General features: G+C 64.0%; 15 protein-coding genes. 1 reads left to right on the top strand and 14 read right to left on the bottom strand.

Features of this window, described 5'->3' with window-relative positions; genetic code table 11:
* Window positions 1-23: 23 nt before the first annotated feature.
* The 10 genes from puhB to AAGA68_01595 all read right to left on the bottom strand — a co-directional run bounded on the left by puhB (window position 24) and on the right by AAGA68_01595 (window position 9,523).
* A complete protein-coding gene (puhB, locus tag AAGA68_01640; GenBank protein MEM9383735.1) occupies window positions 24-710 on the bottom strand; it encodes a photosynthetic complex putative assembly protein PuhB in 687 nt (228 codons plus the stop codon).
* Window positions 707-1,483, bottom strand: a complete 777-nt coding sequence (gene puhA, locus AAGA68_01635; GenBank protein ID MEM9383734.1) for a photosynthetic reaction center subunit H — start codon at window positions 1,481-1,483, stop codon at window positions 707-709. Before puhA ends, puhB begins: the two co-directional genes overlap by 4 nt.
* Window positions 1,484-1,692: 209 nt before the next feature.
* Window positions 1,693-1,893, bottom strand: a complete 201-nt coding sequence (pufA, locus tag AAGA68_01630) for a light-harvesting antenna LH1, alpha subunit (protein MEM9383733.1) — start codon at window positions 1,891-1,893, stop codon at window positions 1,693-1,695.
* A gap of 11 nt (window positions 1,894-1,904) precedes the next feature.
* A complete protein-coding gene (gene pufB / locus AAGA68_01625) occupies window positions 1,905-2,135 on the bottom strand; it encodes a light-harvesting antenna LH1, beta subunit (protein MEM9383732.1) in 231 nt (76 codons plus the stop codon).
* Between the two features lie 189 nt (window positions 2,136-2,324).
* A complete protein-coding gene (gene bchZ, locus AAGA68_01620) occupies window positions 2,325-3,767 on the bottom strand; it encodes a chlorophyllide a reductase subunit Z (protein ID MEM9383731.1) in 1,443 nt (480 codons plus the stop codon).
* Window positions 3,768-3,769: 2 nt separating this feature from the next.
* On the bottom strand, window positions 3,770-5,206 hold the full coding sequence (bchY, locus tag AAGA68_01615) for a chlorophyllide a reductase subunit Y (protein MEM9383730.1): 1,437 nt from the start codon (window positions 5,204-5,206) through the stop codon (window positions 3,770-3,772).
* 184 nt (window positions 5,207-5,390) lie between these two features.
* Window positions 5,391-6,386: a chlorophyllide a reductase iron protein subunit X gene (locus AAGA68_01610; protein MEM9383729.1), complete on the bottom strand. Its 996-nt coding sequence runs from the start codon at window positions 6,384-6,386 to the stop codon at window positions 5,391-5,393.
* Window positions 6,376-7,335, bottom strand: coding sequence for a chlorophyll synthesis pathway protein BchC (gene bchC, locus AAGA68_01605; GenBank protein ID MEM9383728.1), 960 nt, complete (start codon window positions 7,333-7,335; stop codon window positions 6,376-6,378). The genes AAGA68_01610 and bchC overlap by 11 nt, the downstream gene beginning before the upstream one ends.
* A gap of 127 nt (window positions 7,336-7,462) precedes the next feature.
* Window positions 7,463-8,551 (bottom strand): methyltransferase, encoded by a 1,089-nt coding sequence (locus AAGA68_01600; GenBank protein ID MEM9383727.1) that lies wholly within the window; start codon window positions 8,549-8,551, stop codon window positions 7,463-7,465.
* A gap of 105 nt (window positions 8,552-8,656) precedes the next feature.
* Window positions 8,657-9,523, bottom strand: coding sequence for a polyprenyl synthetase family protein (locus AAGA68_01595; protein MEM9383726.1), 867 nt, complete (start codon window positions 9,521-9,523; stop codon window positions 8,657-8,659).
* An 80-nt stretch (window positions 9,524-9,603) separates the two neighbouring features.
* Here AAGA68_01595 and AAGA68_01590 point away from each other — a divergent pair, with 80 nt between their 5' ends.
* Window positions 9,604-10,656 (top strand): carotenoid 1,2-hydratase, encoded by a 1,053-nt coding sequence (locus AAGA68_01590; protein MEM9383725.1) that lies wholly within the window; start codon window positions 9,604-9,606, stop codon window positions 10,654-10,656.
* A 43-nt stretch (window positions 10,657-10,699) separates the two neighbouring features.
* Here AAGA68_01590 and AAGA68_01585 read toward each other — a convergent pair whose 3' ends face one another.
* Genes AAGA68_01585 through bchM form a run of 4 tightly spaced genes read right to left on the bottom strand, consistent with a single transcriptional unit; the run spans window position 10,700 to window position 14,837 of the window.
* The gene (locus tag AAGA68_01585; GenBank protein ID MEM9383724.1) at window positions 10,700-11,833 is read right to left on the bottom strand and encodes a phytoene/squalene synthase family protein; all 1,134 of its coding nucleotides are present in this window, start codon (window positions 11,831-11,833) and stop codon (window positions 10,700-10,702) included.
* The gene (gene puhE / locus AAGA68_01580) at window positions 11,830-12,651 is read right to left on the bottom strand and encodes a putative photosynthetic complex assembly protein PuhE (GenBank protein MEM9383723.1); all 822 of its coding nucleotides are present in this window, start codon (window positions 12,649-12,651) and stop codon (window positions 11,830-11,832) included. The genes AAGA68_01585 and puhE overlap by 4 nt, the downstream gene beginning before the upstream one ends.
* 39 nt (window positions 12,652-12,690) lie before the next feature.
* Complete coding sequence (locus tag AAGA68_01575; protein MEM9383722.1) at window positions 12,691-14,139, bottom strand: BCD family MFS transporter; 1,449 nt, start codon at window positions 14,137-14,139, stop codon at window positions 12,691-12,693.
* Window positions 14,136-14,837, bottom strand: coding sequence for a magnesium protoporphyrin IX methyltransferase (gene bchM, locus AAGA68_01570; protein ID MEM9383721.1), 702 nt, complete (start codon window positions 14,835-14,837; stop codon window positions 14,136-14,138). The genes AAGA68_01575 and bchM overlap by 4 nt, the downstream gene beginning before the upstream one ends.
* Between the last annotated feature and the right edge of the window lie 6 nt (window positions 14,838-14,843).

The following is a 14,843-nucleotide window of genomic DNA, read 5'->3' as shown; positions in this document are numbered from 1 at the left end:
CAGAAACAGCCCGCACCTAGCTGCTAGCTGGGCGCAGGCACGACTTCACGTGAAGCGGCCTTGGCACTTTGCCGGGCTTGCGGCGGTGAGCGAAGCTGCCGATGACCGCTCGGCGCTAGGGAGCGCTGTAAGGCCTGCCCGAGCAATCGCGCAACGGCCTCGCCGTCCTCCAGTGCACGTAGCAACGGCTGTGGGCTGGAGATGCGCCAAGGCCGAGCGTAAGGCCAAAGCATCAGATATCCCATCTCACCACCAGACTCCACCTCCAAGCAAATCTCACCTGAGGGGCCGCTTGCGTAACTACGGTAGGAGACGTTGCGAATCTGGCCGAACGGTACGTTCCAGTACTTTCGGACGAATACGCCATCCCGAATGATGACCCGCTTATCCGTGATACTGAAAATGGTTGAGCGGGCCATCAGCACGGCGTAGCCATAGAGCGTCCCGAGAAGCAACACCGCGCCTAGCAAAATAGCACTCACGCTTTGCAGCAAATCGCTAACCGCAAGGCCCTGGTTGAGCCCCGAAATCACCTTCCAAGCCATACACGCTAGGGCCACCAGCGCGATCGCCCGAACATGGAACAGCTCACGGGCCAAGCGATCCTTGATAGGCCGCCCCTGCCAAAGCAGTCGCTCCCCCTGGGGGAGCTCGAACGGAATTCCCTCTTGGTCTTCCCAGGCGCCATCACTCCACTCGTCGGCGCTCATAGCAGCGGATCCCGGCGAGAGGGCTTCGCGTACAGCTTTCCGCCACCGTAGTAGCCAACAATCTTGTCTTCCTCAAGGCGCGTAACGATCTCCGGATTCGCCGAAGTCGGCACGTCCGCAAACTGCTCACTGGTAATCGAGCTCACCAGAATCTGCTTCGCTTTCGGATCCACGCGAGAGAATGTCATGGGCAGCAACACCTTGCGATCGGAGCCGGACAACTCGACTTCGAGGTAGCGAATCAACACCTCTTCTGTGTCCACCCAAAGATCTGCCACCTCCCCGGCGCTCACATCGTCCGCTCCGAGGACGGCCATGCCCCGAGGATCCGGATCTCCTTTCGCAATCTCGAAAGTCTCTGCATTACGCATTGGCATGACTTTAGGACGGCCCTCATGCGTCATGTCCGGCACGTCATCGCGCTCCGCCCAGGACGCAGGACCAACACCGTCCACCATCGGATTGCCGGTAGGCTCAAAGGGTGTACCAGGCCACGCATGTAATGGAGAGAGCGCCAGTTCCCTTTGGTCACCAGTTTGGGCCGGTGTGGTAACGATCGTACCGTCCTCCAAGTGGTACTCCTTGGAAGCTGGCATTGGGGGGAATCCTACGGATTCACGATCGACTGCATTTGGTAACAGACCGTCTTCTTCCTGCGGAAAACCCTCGCGCTTGCTCTCCCTTTGCAGGTAAATCACCAGCGAAGCAAAGAAGGCCCAAAACAGATACAAGGCAACCTGCGCTACGTCGATGTAGCTTGTGATCTCACCCATAGTCACACCCTCGCCAATGCAATCGGACTACCTTTCAAGCTGCAGGTCACCGGCGCCGTTGGCCTAGGGGCAACGTCACCTCAACGTCCGGGGAGGCCCCTGCAAAACCTCCCGATAGGTTCTATCTCTCTGGTGCGCGGTTGCGAGACTGGTCGGCGGACGGCCTGGACGAGCCAATGCTCGTCCACCGACCAGTATCCACTCTTGCGCTAGCTCAAGCGTGACTCGCGCTCGTCGAGCAGCGTGATTGCCGCCGGCGACGTCAGGTCTGCTGCCGTCGGCCCATCCAGCCAGTTGAAGCGACTGGTACTGAGCACGATGAAGTGAATCAGCGCCGCCAAAACGAACAGGAAAGTTGCCATCGCGACCAACGTCCGGCGCGGATCGAAAAGAAGCCATATACGCCACATTTTCCGGCCCCCTAAGCGAGAAGATCGCGGTTGGTTTCGACGATCGCGTGGACCTCCGAAACATTGCTAGCAGCAGAATCCTGATACCCATCAACACCCGGGAACCAAGGACGCCACACCCAGACAAGGAAATGCGCGATCACCGCCACCGCGGTAAACGCCAAGAAGCTCGCCTGAAATAGGCGATGGAACTCTTGCGCTTCCTCGGCTGTAAGCCCAGTGAGCGTGTTCCTGTCACTCATATTTTAGACCTCCACTATGACCTTACGGTCCGACTTACCTCGCGCAAGGCGAGGCTACCCAGCACGATGTGAATCTCATTGAGCATTCACATCGCCCCCGATTCGACGACGATGTCGCCTCTCGAAGTCTTTAGCGCCCAACAGCAGCAGACGCCCTAACAGCTATGGAAACCAAGTAAAGCTCGCCGCCTAGACGAGCTCGCGAACGGCCTCCAAGTGCGTCGTATCTACCGCGTCAGCACCATCAGTGCGGGCGCGCGCCTCTGCCGCGTCGCGCAAGCGCTTAGCCGCTGAGATACGGGTCAATACGGGCTCGCTCGCGAGCGCTTCATCCAACGCTTTCTGCGCGTCGCTCGCCCAGGGGAGCTCGCGCTCCAGGCGCGATGGCGTGGCTTCCACATCGTCCAGGCTCTTACCTAGGGGAAGGATGTGGAACAGCGCGTCGAACAGCGCGTTGCATACCTCTTGCATCAGATAGGTCGCACCCGAGTAGCCCATGAACGGCGTGCCCGTGTGGCGGCGCACCGCCGTTCCCGGGTAGGAGGCCTGGATAAACTGAGCGCCGCCACCGGCCTCGGCGAGATACATTCGTTCATTGAAGCTGCCGAACAGAATGAGCGGCTTGTTCTGTGCAACGGCTTTGCGCACCTCTGCGTTGTCCGGCTTCACGCCAGCGCTGCGCGAGAAGGCAAAGTTACACGGCATGCCGAGGTCATTCTCTAAGAAGTTGCGAAGGCCACGGGCGTAGGTCTCATTCGCCACGACGCCAAAGTTGGCCGTCGCGAAGAAATCCTGGGTGACCGAGCGCCATAGGTCCCAGAGCGGCTTGATGGTGGTGTGCTTCTCGCGCTCGATGAAGGGTTCGGGGTCGAGATCCAACTCCTCGCCTAGTGCGCGCAGGAAAGCGGTCGTACTCTGCAGGCCGATTGGAGCTTGCAGGTACGGACGATCCAACGCCTCGCAAAGCAGCCGCCCGAACTCTCGGTACATGCAGATGTTGACATCACCATCGACCAGCTTGGGAATGTCCGCCAAATGCGTCGAGAGCGGGAAGACCATGTTGATCTCCGCACCTATACCTTCTACCAGGCGCCTGATCTCAGCGAGATCTGACCAGGTGTTGAAGTACCCGTATGACGGACCGATGATGTTCACCCGGGGCTTGGCATCCGGCTCGCGCTTGGAGCGCTTGGGCATCACGCCGCCACGGCGCAGCCCGTACTCCTTCCACAGCCAGTTCATCGCACGGTTGCCGCTTTGCCACTGATCCTCATCGATCGTGCGTGGCAAAAAGCGCTTGATGTTGGTGCCTTCCGGGGTGACCCCGCCGCCGATCATCTCGGCGATGGAGCCGGTGACGACCACGCTCGGCAGCTCGGGATCCAGGGTTTCGTTGGCGCGGCGCATCGCGTTCTCTGTGCCGTGCTGGCCGAGCTCCTCCTCAGCCAAGCCAGTGACCACCACGGGAAGCTCGTGGGGCGGCAAGGCATCTGTGTAATGGAGCACGGAGGTGACTGGCAGGTTCTCGCAACCCACAGGCCCATCGATCACCACCTGTAGGCCTTTCACCGCAGTGAAGACGTAGACTGCGCCCCAGTAGCCGCCCGCGCGGTCGTGATCAAGTACGAGCATGACTACAGCGCCTCGCCTGCGATGTTGGTACGTGCGGCCGCAGCCTTCTTTGGCTTCTTGCGGAAGTTGGGGCGATCTTGCGGAACGTCCTCCCAGATGCCGCTGGCGTAGCCTGTGCCTACGCCTTCGAAGAAGGACTTCATCTGCGCGAAGCGTTCTTTGCGCTTGATAGCTGCGTTCACCACTTGCGCTAGCGAGCCCGCACCAGCAGGCCCCATGAGAGGACGCGCCGAGATGAGGTTCGTAAAGTACAAGGACGGAATCGCCCGTTCCTTGGCCTTCTGCACCACAGGCGTAGTACCAACGGCGAGGTCCGGTTCGAACTCCTCCATCGCCGCCACGTCCTGTTCGAGGGACGCCCGGAAGTTCACCAGCACTCCGCGCGACTCGAGCCACTCACGATCGGGGTCAGACCAGGGCGTACGGGGACAGGCGCTACCAACGTAACGCACGTCAGCGCCGCTCTCTACGAGCAGGCGTGCCACCAGCAGCTCAGACCCCTCGTACCCAGACAGGGTGATACGGCCCTCGATACGGGCGTCTGCCAGGGCGCCACGTATCGCCGGCACGACCGCGTTGATCGCCTGATCGCGTCGCTCGGCGGGGACTTCGCACGCCTGGGCGATGGCCCTGAGCCAGTCGACGGTGCCATCCACCCCCACGGGAGCGGAGCCCACAATCGGTCGGCCCGCGGCTTCGAATTCGCGCACGGAAGCGGTGTAGAAGGGATGCAGCGCGGCGACAGCCGCGCCCCCTAAGGCCTCGTACAGCTCACGCCATTCGCGGGTCGGCACCACCGGACCGGCAGCGAGCCCCATGGGCGCCAGCATCGCGCCGATGCCGATGGGGTCCGCCGGGAACAGCTCGCCCAGCAGCGTCACCGTGGGGCGCTGGCTCGCGCCACCGCGCGGGGCGGCCACCGGCCCGGCGCTCACCTCGTTGCGGGCGTACTTGAGCATCGCGCCCGCCAACACATCCTTCGCTTCGGCGTGCGTGGGAATGCCGAAGCCCGGCACGTCAATGCCGATGATACGCACGCCGTTGATCTGGTCTGGCAGCAGCTGGAGAGGCACGCCCGACGCCGTCGGTACGCACAGGTTCGTCACGACGATCGCGTCATAGTCCTTCGGGTCCGCGATCTCGTGGACCGCATCGCGAATGTCCTCGAAGAGCCGCCCAGTCACCAACGTCTCGCTGTTAAACGGCACGTAGCCCACGGTGCGCTTGGCACCGTAGAAGTGGGACGTGAAGGAGAGTCCGTACACGCAGCATGCGGAGCCCGACATGATGGTCGCCGTCCGGCGCATACGCAGCCCAACGCGCAGCGACCCAAAGGCCGGGCACATGCTCTGTGGCTGATCGTGGGGACCCTTCGGATAGTCCTTCGCGTAGCGCTCGAGGAGATCGCTCTTGCCGGCCATCTCGGCCGCTTTCTGCATCTGCTTGGCGCCGCCGTGGCAGCCACCTCCGGTGGCGAGTTCGGCGATCTCAGCGCCGGGTGCCGTCGCGCACGCTTTGCCCTGAGCAGCATCCGCACCTGGCGTAGGCGCCGGGGCCTCGGTCACTTCCACCTCGGCGGTGCGATCGTAGACGACCTCGCCCTCGCGCCGGCTGTCGTTGCCATCAGACATCGTCGTACACGACCTCTAGGGACGGTTTCTCGACGACGTTCTGGCCGCACATGTCCTTCGCCGTCGCCGGCTCCAGAACGACGTCTCGCCCCGTTGTCTCGCTGTCAAACAGGTCTAGCAACTGCTCTTGACTGAGCGGCGTCGGGTGCCGCGGTGGCGCCTCCGCCACGTTGGTCGCCAGGCCCTCGAAGAGCGGTCCCCACTCACTGCCAGGCACGCCGATGATTTGGTAATTGGCGCTCTTGCGACGAATATCTTCGTTCGCTGGTATTGCCGACAGCACGGGAATGTCCACGGCGCTTGCGAAGGCCTGCGCCTCGCCCGTCCCATCATCCTTGTTGATGACCATGCCCGCCACGCCCACGTTACCGCCGAGCTTGCGGAAGTACTCGACGGCGGAACACACGTTGTTGGCCACGTACAGGGACTGCAGATCGTTGGAGCCCACCACGATGACCTTCTGGCACATGTCGCGAGCGATCGGCAGGCCGAAGCCGCCGCAAACCACGTCGCCCAAGAAGTCGAGCAGCACGTAGTCGAAGTCCCACTCGTGGAAGCCGAGCTTCTCGAGCGTCTCGAAGCCGTGGATGATGCCGCGACCGCCGCAGCCGCGACCGACTTCCGGCCCGCCGAGCTCCATCGCGTAGACACCGTCGCGTTTGAAACACACATCGCCGATGCTGACCTGTTCGCCAGCCAGCTTCATCCGCGAGGACGTCTCGATGATCGCGGGGCAGGCACGGCCGCCGAACAGCAAGGACGTGGTATCGCTCTTCGGATCGCAGCCGATGAGCAGCACCTTCTTGCCTTGCTGGGCCATCATGTAAGAGAGATTGGCGAGGGTGAAGGACTTGCCGATTCCCCCCTTGCCGTAGATCGCGATGATCTGGGTTTCCTTGGTGACTTCGCCGGTGGCCACGGGCTCGGGGCCTTGGGCAGCTTCCTCACGCAACTTGGCGGTCATCTCCGCCCGAACATCATCCGCCATGGGGCTCGGCCCTCCAGTCCAATATCATCTTCAGGCAATTGGGATCGCCGAAGGCTGTGTGATAGGCGCGATGGGCCTGGTCTGCCGGTAGGCGATGGGTGATCAACCCATCCAGCGACAGGGCATCGCGAGTAATCAGATCCAACACCGCACTCAAGTCGTCGGGTTGCCACTGGGCGGCGACACTGATGCATGCCTCGCGCATGAACGCGGGTGGGAACACGAAGCTGAGCGGCTCGCTGTAAAAGCCCGCCAGCACCACTTCGCCGCCTGGCGCCAGACGCGAGATCAACGTATCCAGTAGGTCCGACTTGCCGCTGGCATCACAGATCCGGCGATAGTCACGCCGAGAGTCGCTATCGGCGCAGCACACGGCATAGTCGTAGGGAGCGCTCGCCTTGCGATTCGCGTTGGATTCCCAAACCATGGGTGCGTCATACCCAAGGGCGATGGCAACGCGGGTGATTAAGCGCCCGAGCACACCGTGGCCGACGACCAGATCGACAGGGCAGACTTGCCCGTCGCGATCTCTCAGGGCGTGGTAGGCGGTGGCAGCGAGGGCGAGCAACACACCTTGCTCGCCCATCGAGGGCGGCAGCGTGACCACTCGCGCGCCGGAGACGACAAGCGAAGAGGCTGCCCCGCCGAATAAGCCGTTGACGCCCTGGAAGCACCTAGCCCCCGGCACGAACACGACCTCACCGGCGCGACGGCCCGAGTCGGGGCCGGCAGCACGGATCACGCCAACAGACTCGTAGCCAGGCACAAGCGGGTATCCCATGCCTGGAAAGGGTGGCATCTCGCCGGTCCACAGCAAGCGCTCGGTGCCGCTACTGATGCCGCTGAAGCTGATGTCGACGACCACGTCTGCATCGCTCGGCGGAGCGAGCGCCACCTCGCGTAAGCGTAGGTGCTGCGGCTCTTCGAGTACGACAGCGGTTGCATCCATTGATGAAGAGCCCCCCGGCCAAATCCCTATGAGCTCGGCAAAATCACCAGGAAACCGCGGCTTTGCAGAGCAACTGTCAGTCTATGCTTACATCAAATGTTGTCAAGTTTGCCTGACGGACCAAGCGTCACGCCTTTGCCACCAACACGCGGGTGAGCAGCGGGATCGCCGTCGCCGCCGGACGCACCTGGCGGAAACCAGCGATGTGCAGCATCTCGGTCAGTTCGCGCGCGGAGCGAGGGCGCCCCTGCCCCATGGCAAGTAGGTAGAAGCCAAAGTAGGCGCCCCCCATGGGCTCAGCGCCCGCGGTTTGCGCCATCGGCTCGGCTAACACCAAGGTGCCCCCCGGGGCGAGGGAAGCGTGGACCGCAGCGAGCAGCTGACGCACCACAGCATCATCGTGATCGTGAACGATGCGAACCAGGGTGATGAGGTCCGCGCCAGTGGGTAAGGAATCGGTGATGAAGCTGCCGGGCACTACGCGGATCCGCTCGGCCATGCCAGCCTGGCGATTGGCTGCGGCCGCCTCCTGGGCCACCGCCGGCAGGTCGAACAAGCTCAACGCCAGATGCGGATGCCGCTTTCCCACCGCTCGCAGGAAGGCACCGGTGCCACCACCGATATCGAGCACATGACGATGTTGGCCGAAGCGATAGGCATCCAGCACCTCGTCGGCGATCAGCTGCTGCGACGCCTCCATCAACGCTGAGTAGCCGGCTGCCGGCGCTGCCGCCGGGTCAGAAGCTGCCGCCCCATAGTCCCAGTAGCGGCGCAACGCAGTGGATTCCTGTTGACCGCGAAGCAGGGACACCGGGTCGGAGAGATCGTCGTACAACACCGCGTGATGGTGGATCATAGCGACCACGCCCGGGTTGGCGAGCAGCGATGCGCCGAGCTCTCCGAGCACCACGCGTTCCTCGCGCTTGTCGAGGAAACTCACCAGGCGCAGAGACGCCGCGGCCACCATCAGCCGTTGGGTAGCATCCAGCGACAAACCCAGCTGGGGCGCCAGGCTGCTCACCGTGCGTGGCCCCTGGCTCAACAAACGAGGTAACTCGAGTTCGACGAAGGACCGCAGCACCTGCGTGTAGACAAATCCCGCGCACAGGTCGAACAAGGAACGCGCTTGCCGGCGGGCCACCGGCCGCGCGAAGGGCAGACGGGTGGCCAAACGATGGAATCGAGGATTGGCGAGCAGCTCGGCGCGCTTGCGCAACCACCAACTGCGCGCGCCAGCGAAAGGCCCCCCGCTGGGCGGCGCTGGCGGCTCTGCCGCAGGCAGCGGCTGCTGATCCGAAGAGAGCACGATAGCGGCGCGAGCTCAGGCCGCCTTGCGACCTAGCTTGGACAACAAGCGCTGCGACTCCATCACGATCAGGGTTCGCAGGGTGGCGGCACCTGGGCAAGGCGGTACCGCCTTCGCCGCTCCCTGGACCAAGGCCTCAAGGTGGGCGATCGCCCCCTGCAAGCCCATCTCCTGCACGGCGCTCGGGCGGCCGTTGATCTCGTCTTGATTGGTGGGCTTGCCGAGCTCTTCCTGACGGCCGATGACATCGCGAATGTCGTCCACGACCTGGTAGGACTCGCCGAGCTTCTCACCGAGCTCCCGCCACGGCTCGGATTCCATGCCGGCGGCAGCTGCGCCCGCCACCGTCGCCGCGGCGAACAGCGCCCCTGTCTTGGCGCGCTGATAGTCGGCGAGCGAGACTTGCGGCTCGCACTCCCAGGCCTGCCCCGCCACGATTCCACCCGGCGCACCCACTAGACGTGCCACCTCGGAGACCACCGGCGCCAGATGCGCGGGCTGCTCAACGAAGCCGCTTGCCAGCGTATCGAACGACAGTACGATCAGCGCATCACCCGTGAGCACTGCCAGACTCTCGCTGAAAGCGCGGTGTAGCGACGCCTTGCCGCGGCGAGTGTCCGCATTGTCGAAGCACGGCAGATCATCGTGTACGAGCGACGCGCAATGCAGCAGCTCCACCGCTGCGGCAGCCGCGTTGGCGGCAGGCGGGCAGCCGTCGCCGCACGCCGAGGCCACTGCCAAGCAGAGGCGAGGTCGTAGGCGTGAGCCGCCGGGGAAGACCGCGTATCGCAGCGCCTCTGCAAGGCGTGGCGGGCAGCCCGATGCATCGGCGCTGACGATGGCAGCCGTTAGTGACTGCTCGATCCGTGACATGGCGTGCATAGGGGCCTCCTGGCGGCCGTTCGCTTGGACGCGAGTGTAATCTTTAAATGTCACCACCCAATGTCACGTAAGATAGACACATGGCTAAACTCACGTCAACGGCACCGCTACCTCTTACGCGCGTCGGCAACGTCCCGGCAGACCGCTCGCGCCCGGCGGACGCCTTCGCCTGGCATGACGCGAGAGCCCACACCAAGGCCGAATGGCACTGTTTTGATGCGCCGCTGCAAAGCGACGGCTATCGCTGGTGGTACGTCGATGCCTTGAGCGAGGACGGCCGCTCGGGGCTTACCCTGATCGCGATGCTCGGCAGCGTCTTCTCCCCCTACTACGCCGCGGCTCGCCGTCGGGGCCCCACGAATCCACTCAACCACGCCGCCCTGAACGTCGCGTTGTACGGCCCGCCCGCGCCACGCTGGGCCCTCACCGAACGCGCCAGCCAAGCGATCGAGCGATCCTCTTCTCGACTACGCTTCGCGAAGAGCGACCTCGACTGGGATGGCGATCGCCTGCGCGTTCGCATCGACGAGCGCACCGCACCGCTCGGTCGAACGGTGCGCGGTGAAGTCCTCGTTACGCCGCGCACGGTCACCGATACGCTGATTGAACTCAGTGCCGCAGGCAACCACTGCTGGTGGCCAATCGCCCCGTACTGCGATGTCGTCGTGCGCATCAACGAACCGCGCGTGCGATGGGTCGGCACCGGTTATCTCGATTCGAACTTCGGCGACGCACCGCTCGAAAGGCACTTCCGTCGCTGGGACTGGTGCCGCGCGGTCACCGGCGATAACGAAGCAGTCGTGCAGTACAACGTGGATCGGCGTGACGGAAGCCAGCCGGTGCTCGCTGCAAAGGTGCTTGGGAGCGGCGAAATGCGCCCGCTTCCCGTGCTACCCATTGCCGAGGCGAACCGAGGTGTATGGGGTGTTCAGCGCTCGACGCGCGCAGATACGGGAACCCGGCCGCAACTGCGCGAGACACTTGAGGACACTCCCTTCTACACACGCTCCGTATTGGACACCGCCCTGTACGGGCAGCGCGTCGATGCCGTCCACGAAAGCCTGGATTTGGATCGCTTTAGCGCGCGCTGGGTGCAGACCCTGATCCCGTTCCGAAATCCACGACGCAGGTAGCTCGCCAAGCCCGCTCCACGAGCACTTTGGCTAAGCAGATCTCCTAGGTAGGCGGTTGCACTGAGAACGCGGGATCGCTCGCCGGTGTTGGCGGGAGACCGCGCTCGCGCCGCTCAAGTCGAGCAAACAGCTCGATCATCCAGGCGAACCCCCGAGTATCGGCATCGATATCCGCCAATAGCTGCCCATAGGTCGTACGCGGCGCCACGTCCTCTTGACTGGGGTGTACCGCGGCGACGAGGAAGTGCGTCTCGTTGAGTGCGGGGGCATTCAGGCGCGTCGGCGCGGGGTGTACGGTCGCCGCCAAGGCCCGCTCGACCAACGCGAGCTTGCGCTGCCAAGAAACCACTGCACGATGACCCACGGAGTCGAGGCCGTCGCGCTCGAGCTGACGGCCGATTTCCGCGTAGATCAGCCGTGCCGCATGAATCCCCGGCTGGCAAAACAGCGGCAACTTCCCAACTCCGGTGCAAGCCCGCCGGTAGAGGCGCTCGGCCGAGCGCAGCAAGCGCGATACCACCTCCCCCAGCGCCGGCGAGTACACCGGATCGGCAAGGAACTGCTCGGGGTCTACGCCGGCCTCCACCATCCATCGCCGCGGCAGGTAGAGGCGCCCGTTGCGGGCATCTTCACCCACATCGCGGCAGATGTTGGTCAGTTGCATGGCGGCGCCAAGGTCGCATGCGCGCGCCAGGACGGCCGCCTCGCGACGCCCCATTACGAGCGTCATCATCGCCCCCACGGCGCCTGCAACTCTCGCCGCATAGCCCATTAGATCCGACAGGTCATCGTATTCGCGCCCCTGCACATCCCAAGCGAACCCTTCGAGTAAGGCGGCCGGCAACGCCATTGGAATCTGCTTGGAACGCGCCACGTCAGCGAAGGCACGATCCGCGGCGTGATCTGCTGGATCACCGGCGTAGATGCGTTGCAACCGCTGCGTAATCTCCACCAGGCCAGCTGCCGAATCACCGATGTCCACCGCATCGTCAGCGACGCGACAGAAGGCGTACAGGGAACACGCGGGCTTGGCAATGGACGAGGGGAGCAGGAAGCTAGCCGCGTAAAACGACCGCGACCCACCCCGCAATAGCTCGCGGCAGGCGCGCAGATCCTCCGTGCTCGCAATGGCGCTGTCCCTATCCGGCGGCAGAATCGTCAGATCTGAGATGGTCACGGCTTACTCCCACTACCTACCGCTAACGGCACACCGGCTGCGCGGCGCGCGCGACGGTCAACTTCGGACTCCGTAAACCACTTCCAGAGCACGGCGCTGCGCAGCGGCAGCATCAGCATCCAGTGCTCGACGATCGCGAGCAGCAACATGGCAAAGACGAGCGCCGACGCGCTACGCGTAAACACATCCTCCGCGCCGACCGCGCGCACGAGAATCATCCCGGCGATGACGGAGGAGATGGTCACCGACCAGGGGAACAACCAGTTGAAGCGCCGGCGCTGCAGATAGCTCACGAGAAAATGGAGGTGCTCCGGAAACCACTCTTCATTGAAGTTGCGCACGCCGAGGAACATGTTCAACTTGGCGCTCCAACGCATCACCCACAGGACTAGGTACACCCAGAGCGCAACCCGATTCGGTTGCCCCCACGTCAGAAGCACGAGAGACAGGCCGCACGCGATGACCGCGAGCTCGTGGTAGAGGGTGGTTCCGATGGCTAGACGAAAGCGCTTGAGCGGTGCCGCACCCGGGGGGCAGGCTGTCTTCCTGGGCCCGGTGAGGAACCCCATGAGGTAGCTGAGCTCATGCCATGCCCAAACGCTCACGCCGAACACGATCGCCAAGTACGCATCACCGGGGCTGCGCGCGTAATGACTCACCCACTGTGCCCCATACAGCGCTGCCACCAGCAGCACGCCCATGGCGCCCATGCTCCACACATAGGTCCGTCTCGGCGCACGCACGAGCAATAGCAGCACGCCGGTACTGGTCCACCAAAGCAGCAGCGCAAAGAGCGGTGGAAGTAGCAGCTCAGCCATCCCTGCTGTCCCGAACCCTAGTGATCAACTTGGCCTTCCCTAGCTGGGAAACTCAGCCAGGCCAAACTTCGCGCCACTGTCTGCCTCAGCGCCGGAGGTCTCTTTTGAGCGCGTACCACGCACGAGTGGCCCGACAGCCGCCATGGTCAGGAACAGCAACGCAATTTCGACGTGGTAGACAACGCTATAGCCGGTCGCCTCCATCGCGAGCGAAGGCCCGAGAGCACCATTCACCGCCAGACCGCCGATCACATCGCGTAACCCGCCACCGAACGCCACGCCCAGCCCGGCCGCCGTCGCCTGCACTGCGCCCCACGCACCGAGCGCAAGACCGCTTGCGCCGTCGCGCGCAAGGCCCATCGCAGCCACCAGGGTGCCTACACCGAAAAGCCCACCGCCAAAGCCGATCATCGCAGTGCCCGCGCGAAACAGAATCGGCAGCTGAAACGGTTCTGCGAAGATCACTGCGGAGAAGCCAACCACGCCCACCAAGGTGCCGGTGGCGGCCAGGCGACAGGGGTCTGCTCCGCGGCCCATCTCACGCGCCGCCCACCCGAGCGCGGCCAAGGTGCCGCAGGCGAGGATCGCCGTTAGGCTCGTTGTCTGCGCGACGCTCAGCCCGAGAATCTGAGCGCCGTAGGGTTCGAGCAGGATGTCCTGCATGCTGAAACCGACGGTCCCAAGACCGACCACGAGCAACAGTTGTGCCGAGCGCTTGTTGGCTACGAAGCTGCGCCAAGCCTTCATGAACCCAGGCCGCGGCGCACAACGCTCTCGCGCCCGCGCGGGGTCGCGGGCCTCCTGCTTCCACAGCGCCAGCGTGTTGAGCACGAGCGAGAGCACGGCGGCGCCTTGAATCACCCGAATGAGCTTGACTTGGTTGAAGTCCGTGAGGAGTGCCCCGAAGGCCAAGGAACTTCCCACCATGCCCACCAAGAGCATCACGTAGAGCAGTGCCACCACGCGCGGGCGCGACTCCTCAGGGGCGAGATCATTGGCGAGGGCGAGTCCGGCTGTTTGCGCCGTGTGCAACCCTGCCCCGACCAGCAGGAACGCCAAGGCCGCACCGACCTGCCCTACCACCGCCGGTCCCGTGCTATCGCCAGAGAGCAGGATCAGTGCGAAGGGCATGATGGCGAGGCCGCCGAACTGAAGCAGGGTGCCCATCCAGATGTAGGGCACGCGGCGCCAACCAAGCACGGACCGGTGGTGATCGGAGCGGAAACCGATCAAGGCGCGCAGCGGCGCGAACACTAGGGGGATCGAGATCATCAAGGACACGAGCCAGGTGGGCACGCCCAGCTCGACGATCATGACACGGTTGAGCGTGCCATTGAGCAGGACGAAAGCGAGGCCTGCCGTAACCTGGAACAGTGACAGGCGCAGTAAGCGCCCGAGGGGCAGTTCGTCCGACGCGGCGTCAGCGAACGGCAGTAAGCCTGGTCCGATCTGGAACCCGCGACCGAATCTCGCTTCGTGCTGCCTCATGACCGACGTAACTCCATCGCCTGAGATGTATAGAATCCACTGCTAATGCGCCGCGTATCGGCCACTTGCCAGTCGCCGAGCACTTGGCTACGCCCGATCAGTCGGCGCAAGTGGGTCTCGCTCACGGGCTCGATCGCGGGGGCGCGGTCGCCGCGGGGAAACAGCCGACCAACCGTGTGCATGAGCGTCAGAGCGAGGGTCTTCGGTGCGAAGGTGATCACCATGGATCGTCGGGTGCGCGGCGCGAGCTGTTCGAGGGCGCTCACGATGTCGGGCGCCCGGTAGTGAATGAGCGAGTCCATGCACACGACGTGATCGAACTCGCCCAGCCCGGCGTCGAGCATGTCGCCGGTGCGGAACTCGATACGACCGGGCAAATCGCTAGGTCGGCGATCGTCGGCCAGCTGGACCAGGGTTGGGGACAGGTCGATGGCGGTGACGTCGCCGCCTCGCGCAGCGGCAGCCACTGACAGGGCGCCGGTACCGCAGCCTGCATCCAAGATACGGGCGCCACCGAGCTGCAGAGGCAACCACGCCATGAGCTGCTCACGCATGGCATCACGGCCGGCGCGCACGGTGGCTCGGATGCCGGACACGGGCGCATCTGAGGTGAGCTTGGCCCAGGCGTCAGCGGCCGTACGGTCGAAGTACTCTTCGAGTTCCCCGCGTCTTTCCTGGTAAGTGGTTAAGCCAGCCATCTGTAT

Source organism: Pseudomonadota bacterium (assembly GCA_039193195.1).
In the GTDB taxonomy this organism is placed as follows: domain Bacteria; phylum Pseudomonadota; class Gammaproteobacteria; order Steroidobacterales; family JBCBZW01; genus JBCBZW01.
Note: the sequence above shows the minus strand (reverse complement) of the source record. Positions and strands in the feature narration are given on the sequence as shown.

Coding starts and splice junctions, on each gene's coding strand:
- bchY (MEM9383730.1), bottom strand. CDS start 5,206: ATGCAGAAAGCGGCCGAGATGGCCGGCAAGAGCGATCTCCTCGAGCGC.
- bchZ (MEM9383731.1), bottom strand. CDS start 3,767: ATGCTCGTACTTGATCACGACCGCGCGGGCGGCTACTGGGGCGCAGTC.
- AAGA68_01590 (MEM9383725.1), top strand. CDS start 9,604: ATGGCTAAACTCACGTCAACGGCACCGCTACCTCTTACGCGCGTCGGC.
- puhA (MEM9383734.1), bottom strand. CDS start 1,483: ATGGGTGAGATCACAAGCTACATCGACGTAGCGCAGGTTGCCTTGTAT.
- pufB (MEM9383732.1), bottom strand. CDS start 2,135: ATGAGTGACAGGAACACGCTCACTGGGCTTACAGCCGAGGAAGCGCAA.
- bchM (MEM9383721.1), bottom strand. CDS start 14,837: ATGGCTGGCTTAACCACTTACCAGGAAAGACGCGGGGAACTCGAAGAG.
- puhB (MEM9383735.1), bottom strand. CDS start 710: ATGAGCGCCGACGAGTGGAGTGATGGCGCCTGGGAAGACCAAGAGGGA.
- pufA (MEM9383733.1), bottom strand. CDS start 1,893: ATGTGGCGTATATGGCTTCTTTTCGATCCGCGCCGGACGTTGGTCGCG.
- puhE (MEM9383723.1), bottom strand. CDS start 12,651: ATGGCTGAGCTGCTACTTCCACCGCTCTTTGCGCTGCTGCTTTGGTGG.
- AAGA68_01595 (MEM9383726.1), bottom strand. CDS start 9,523: ATGCACGCCATGTCACGGATCGAGCAGTCACTAACGGCTGCCATCGTC.
- bchC (MEM9383728.1), bottom strand. CDS start 7,335: ATGGATGCAACCGCTGTCGTACTCGAAGAGCCGCAGCACCTACGCTTA.
- AAGA68_01610 (MEM9383729.1), bottom strand. CDS start 6,386: ATGGCGGATGATGTTCGGGCGGAGATGACCGCCAAGTTGCGTGAGGAA.
- AAGA68_01575 (MEM9383722.1), bottom strand. CDS start 14,139: ATGAGGCAGCACGAAGCGAGATTCGGTCGCGGGTTCCAGATCGGACCA.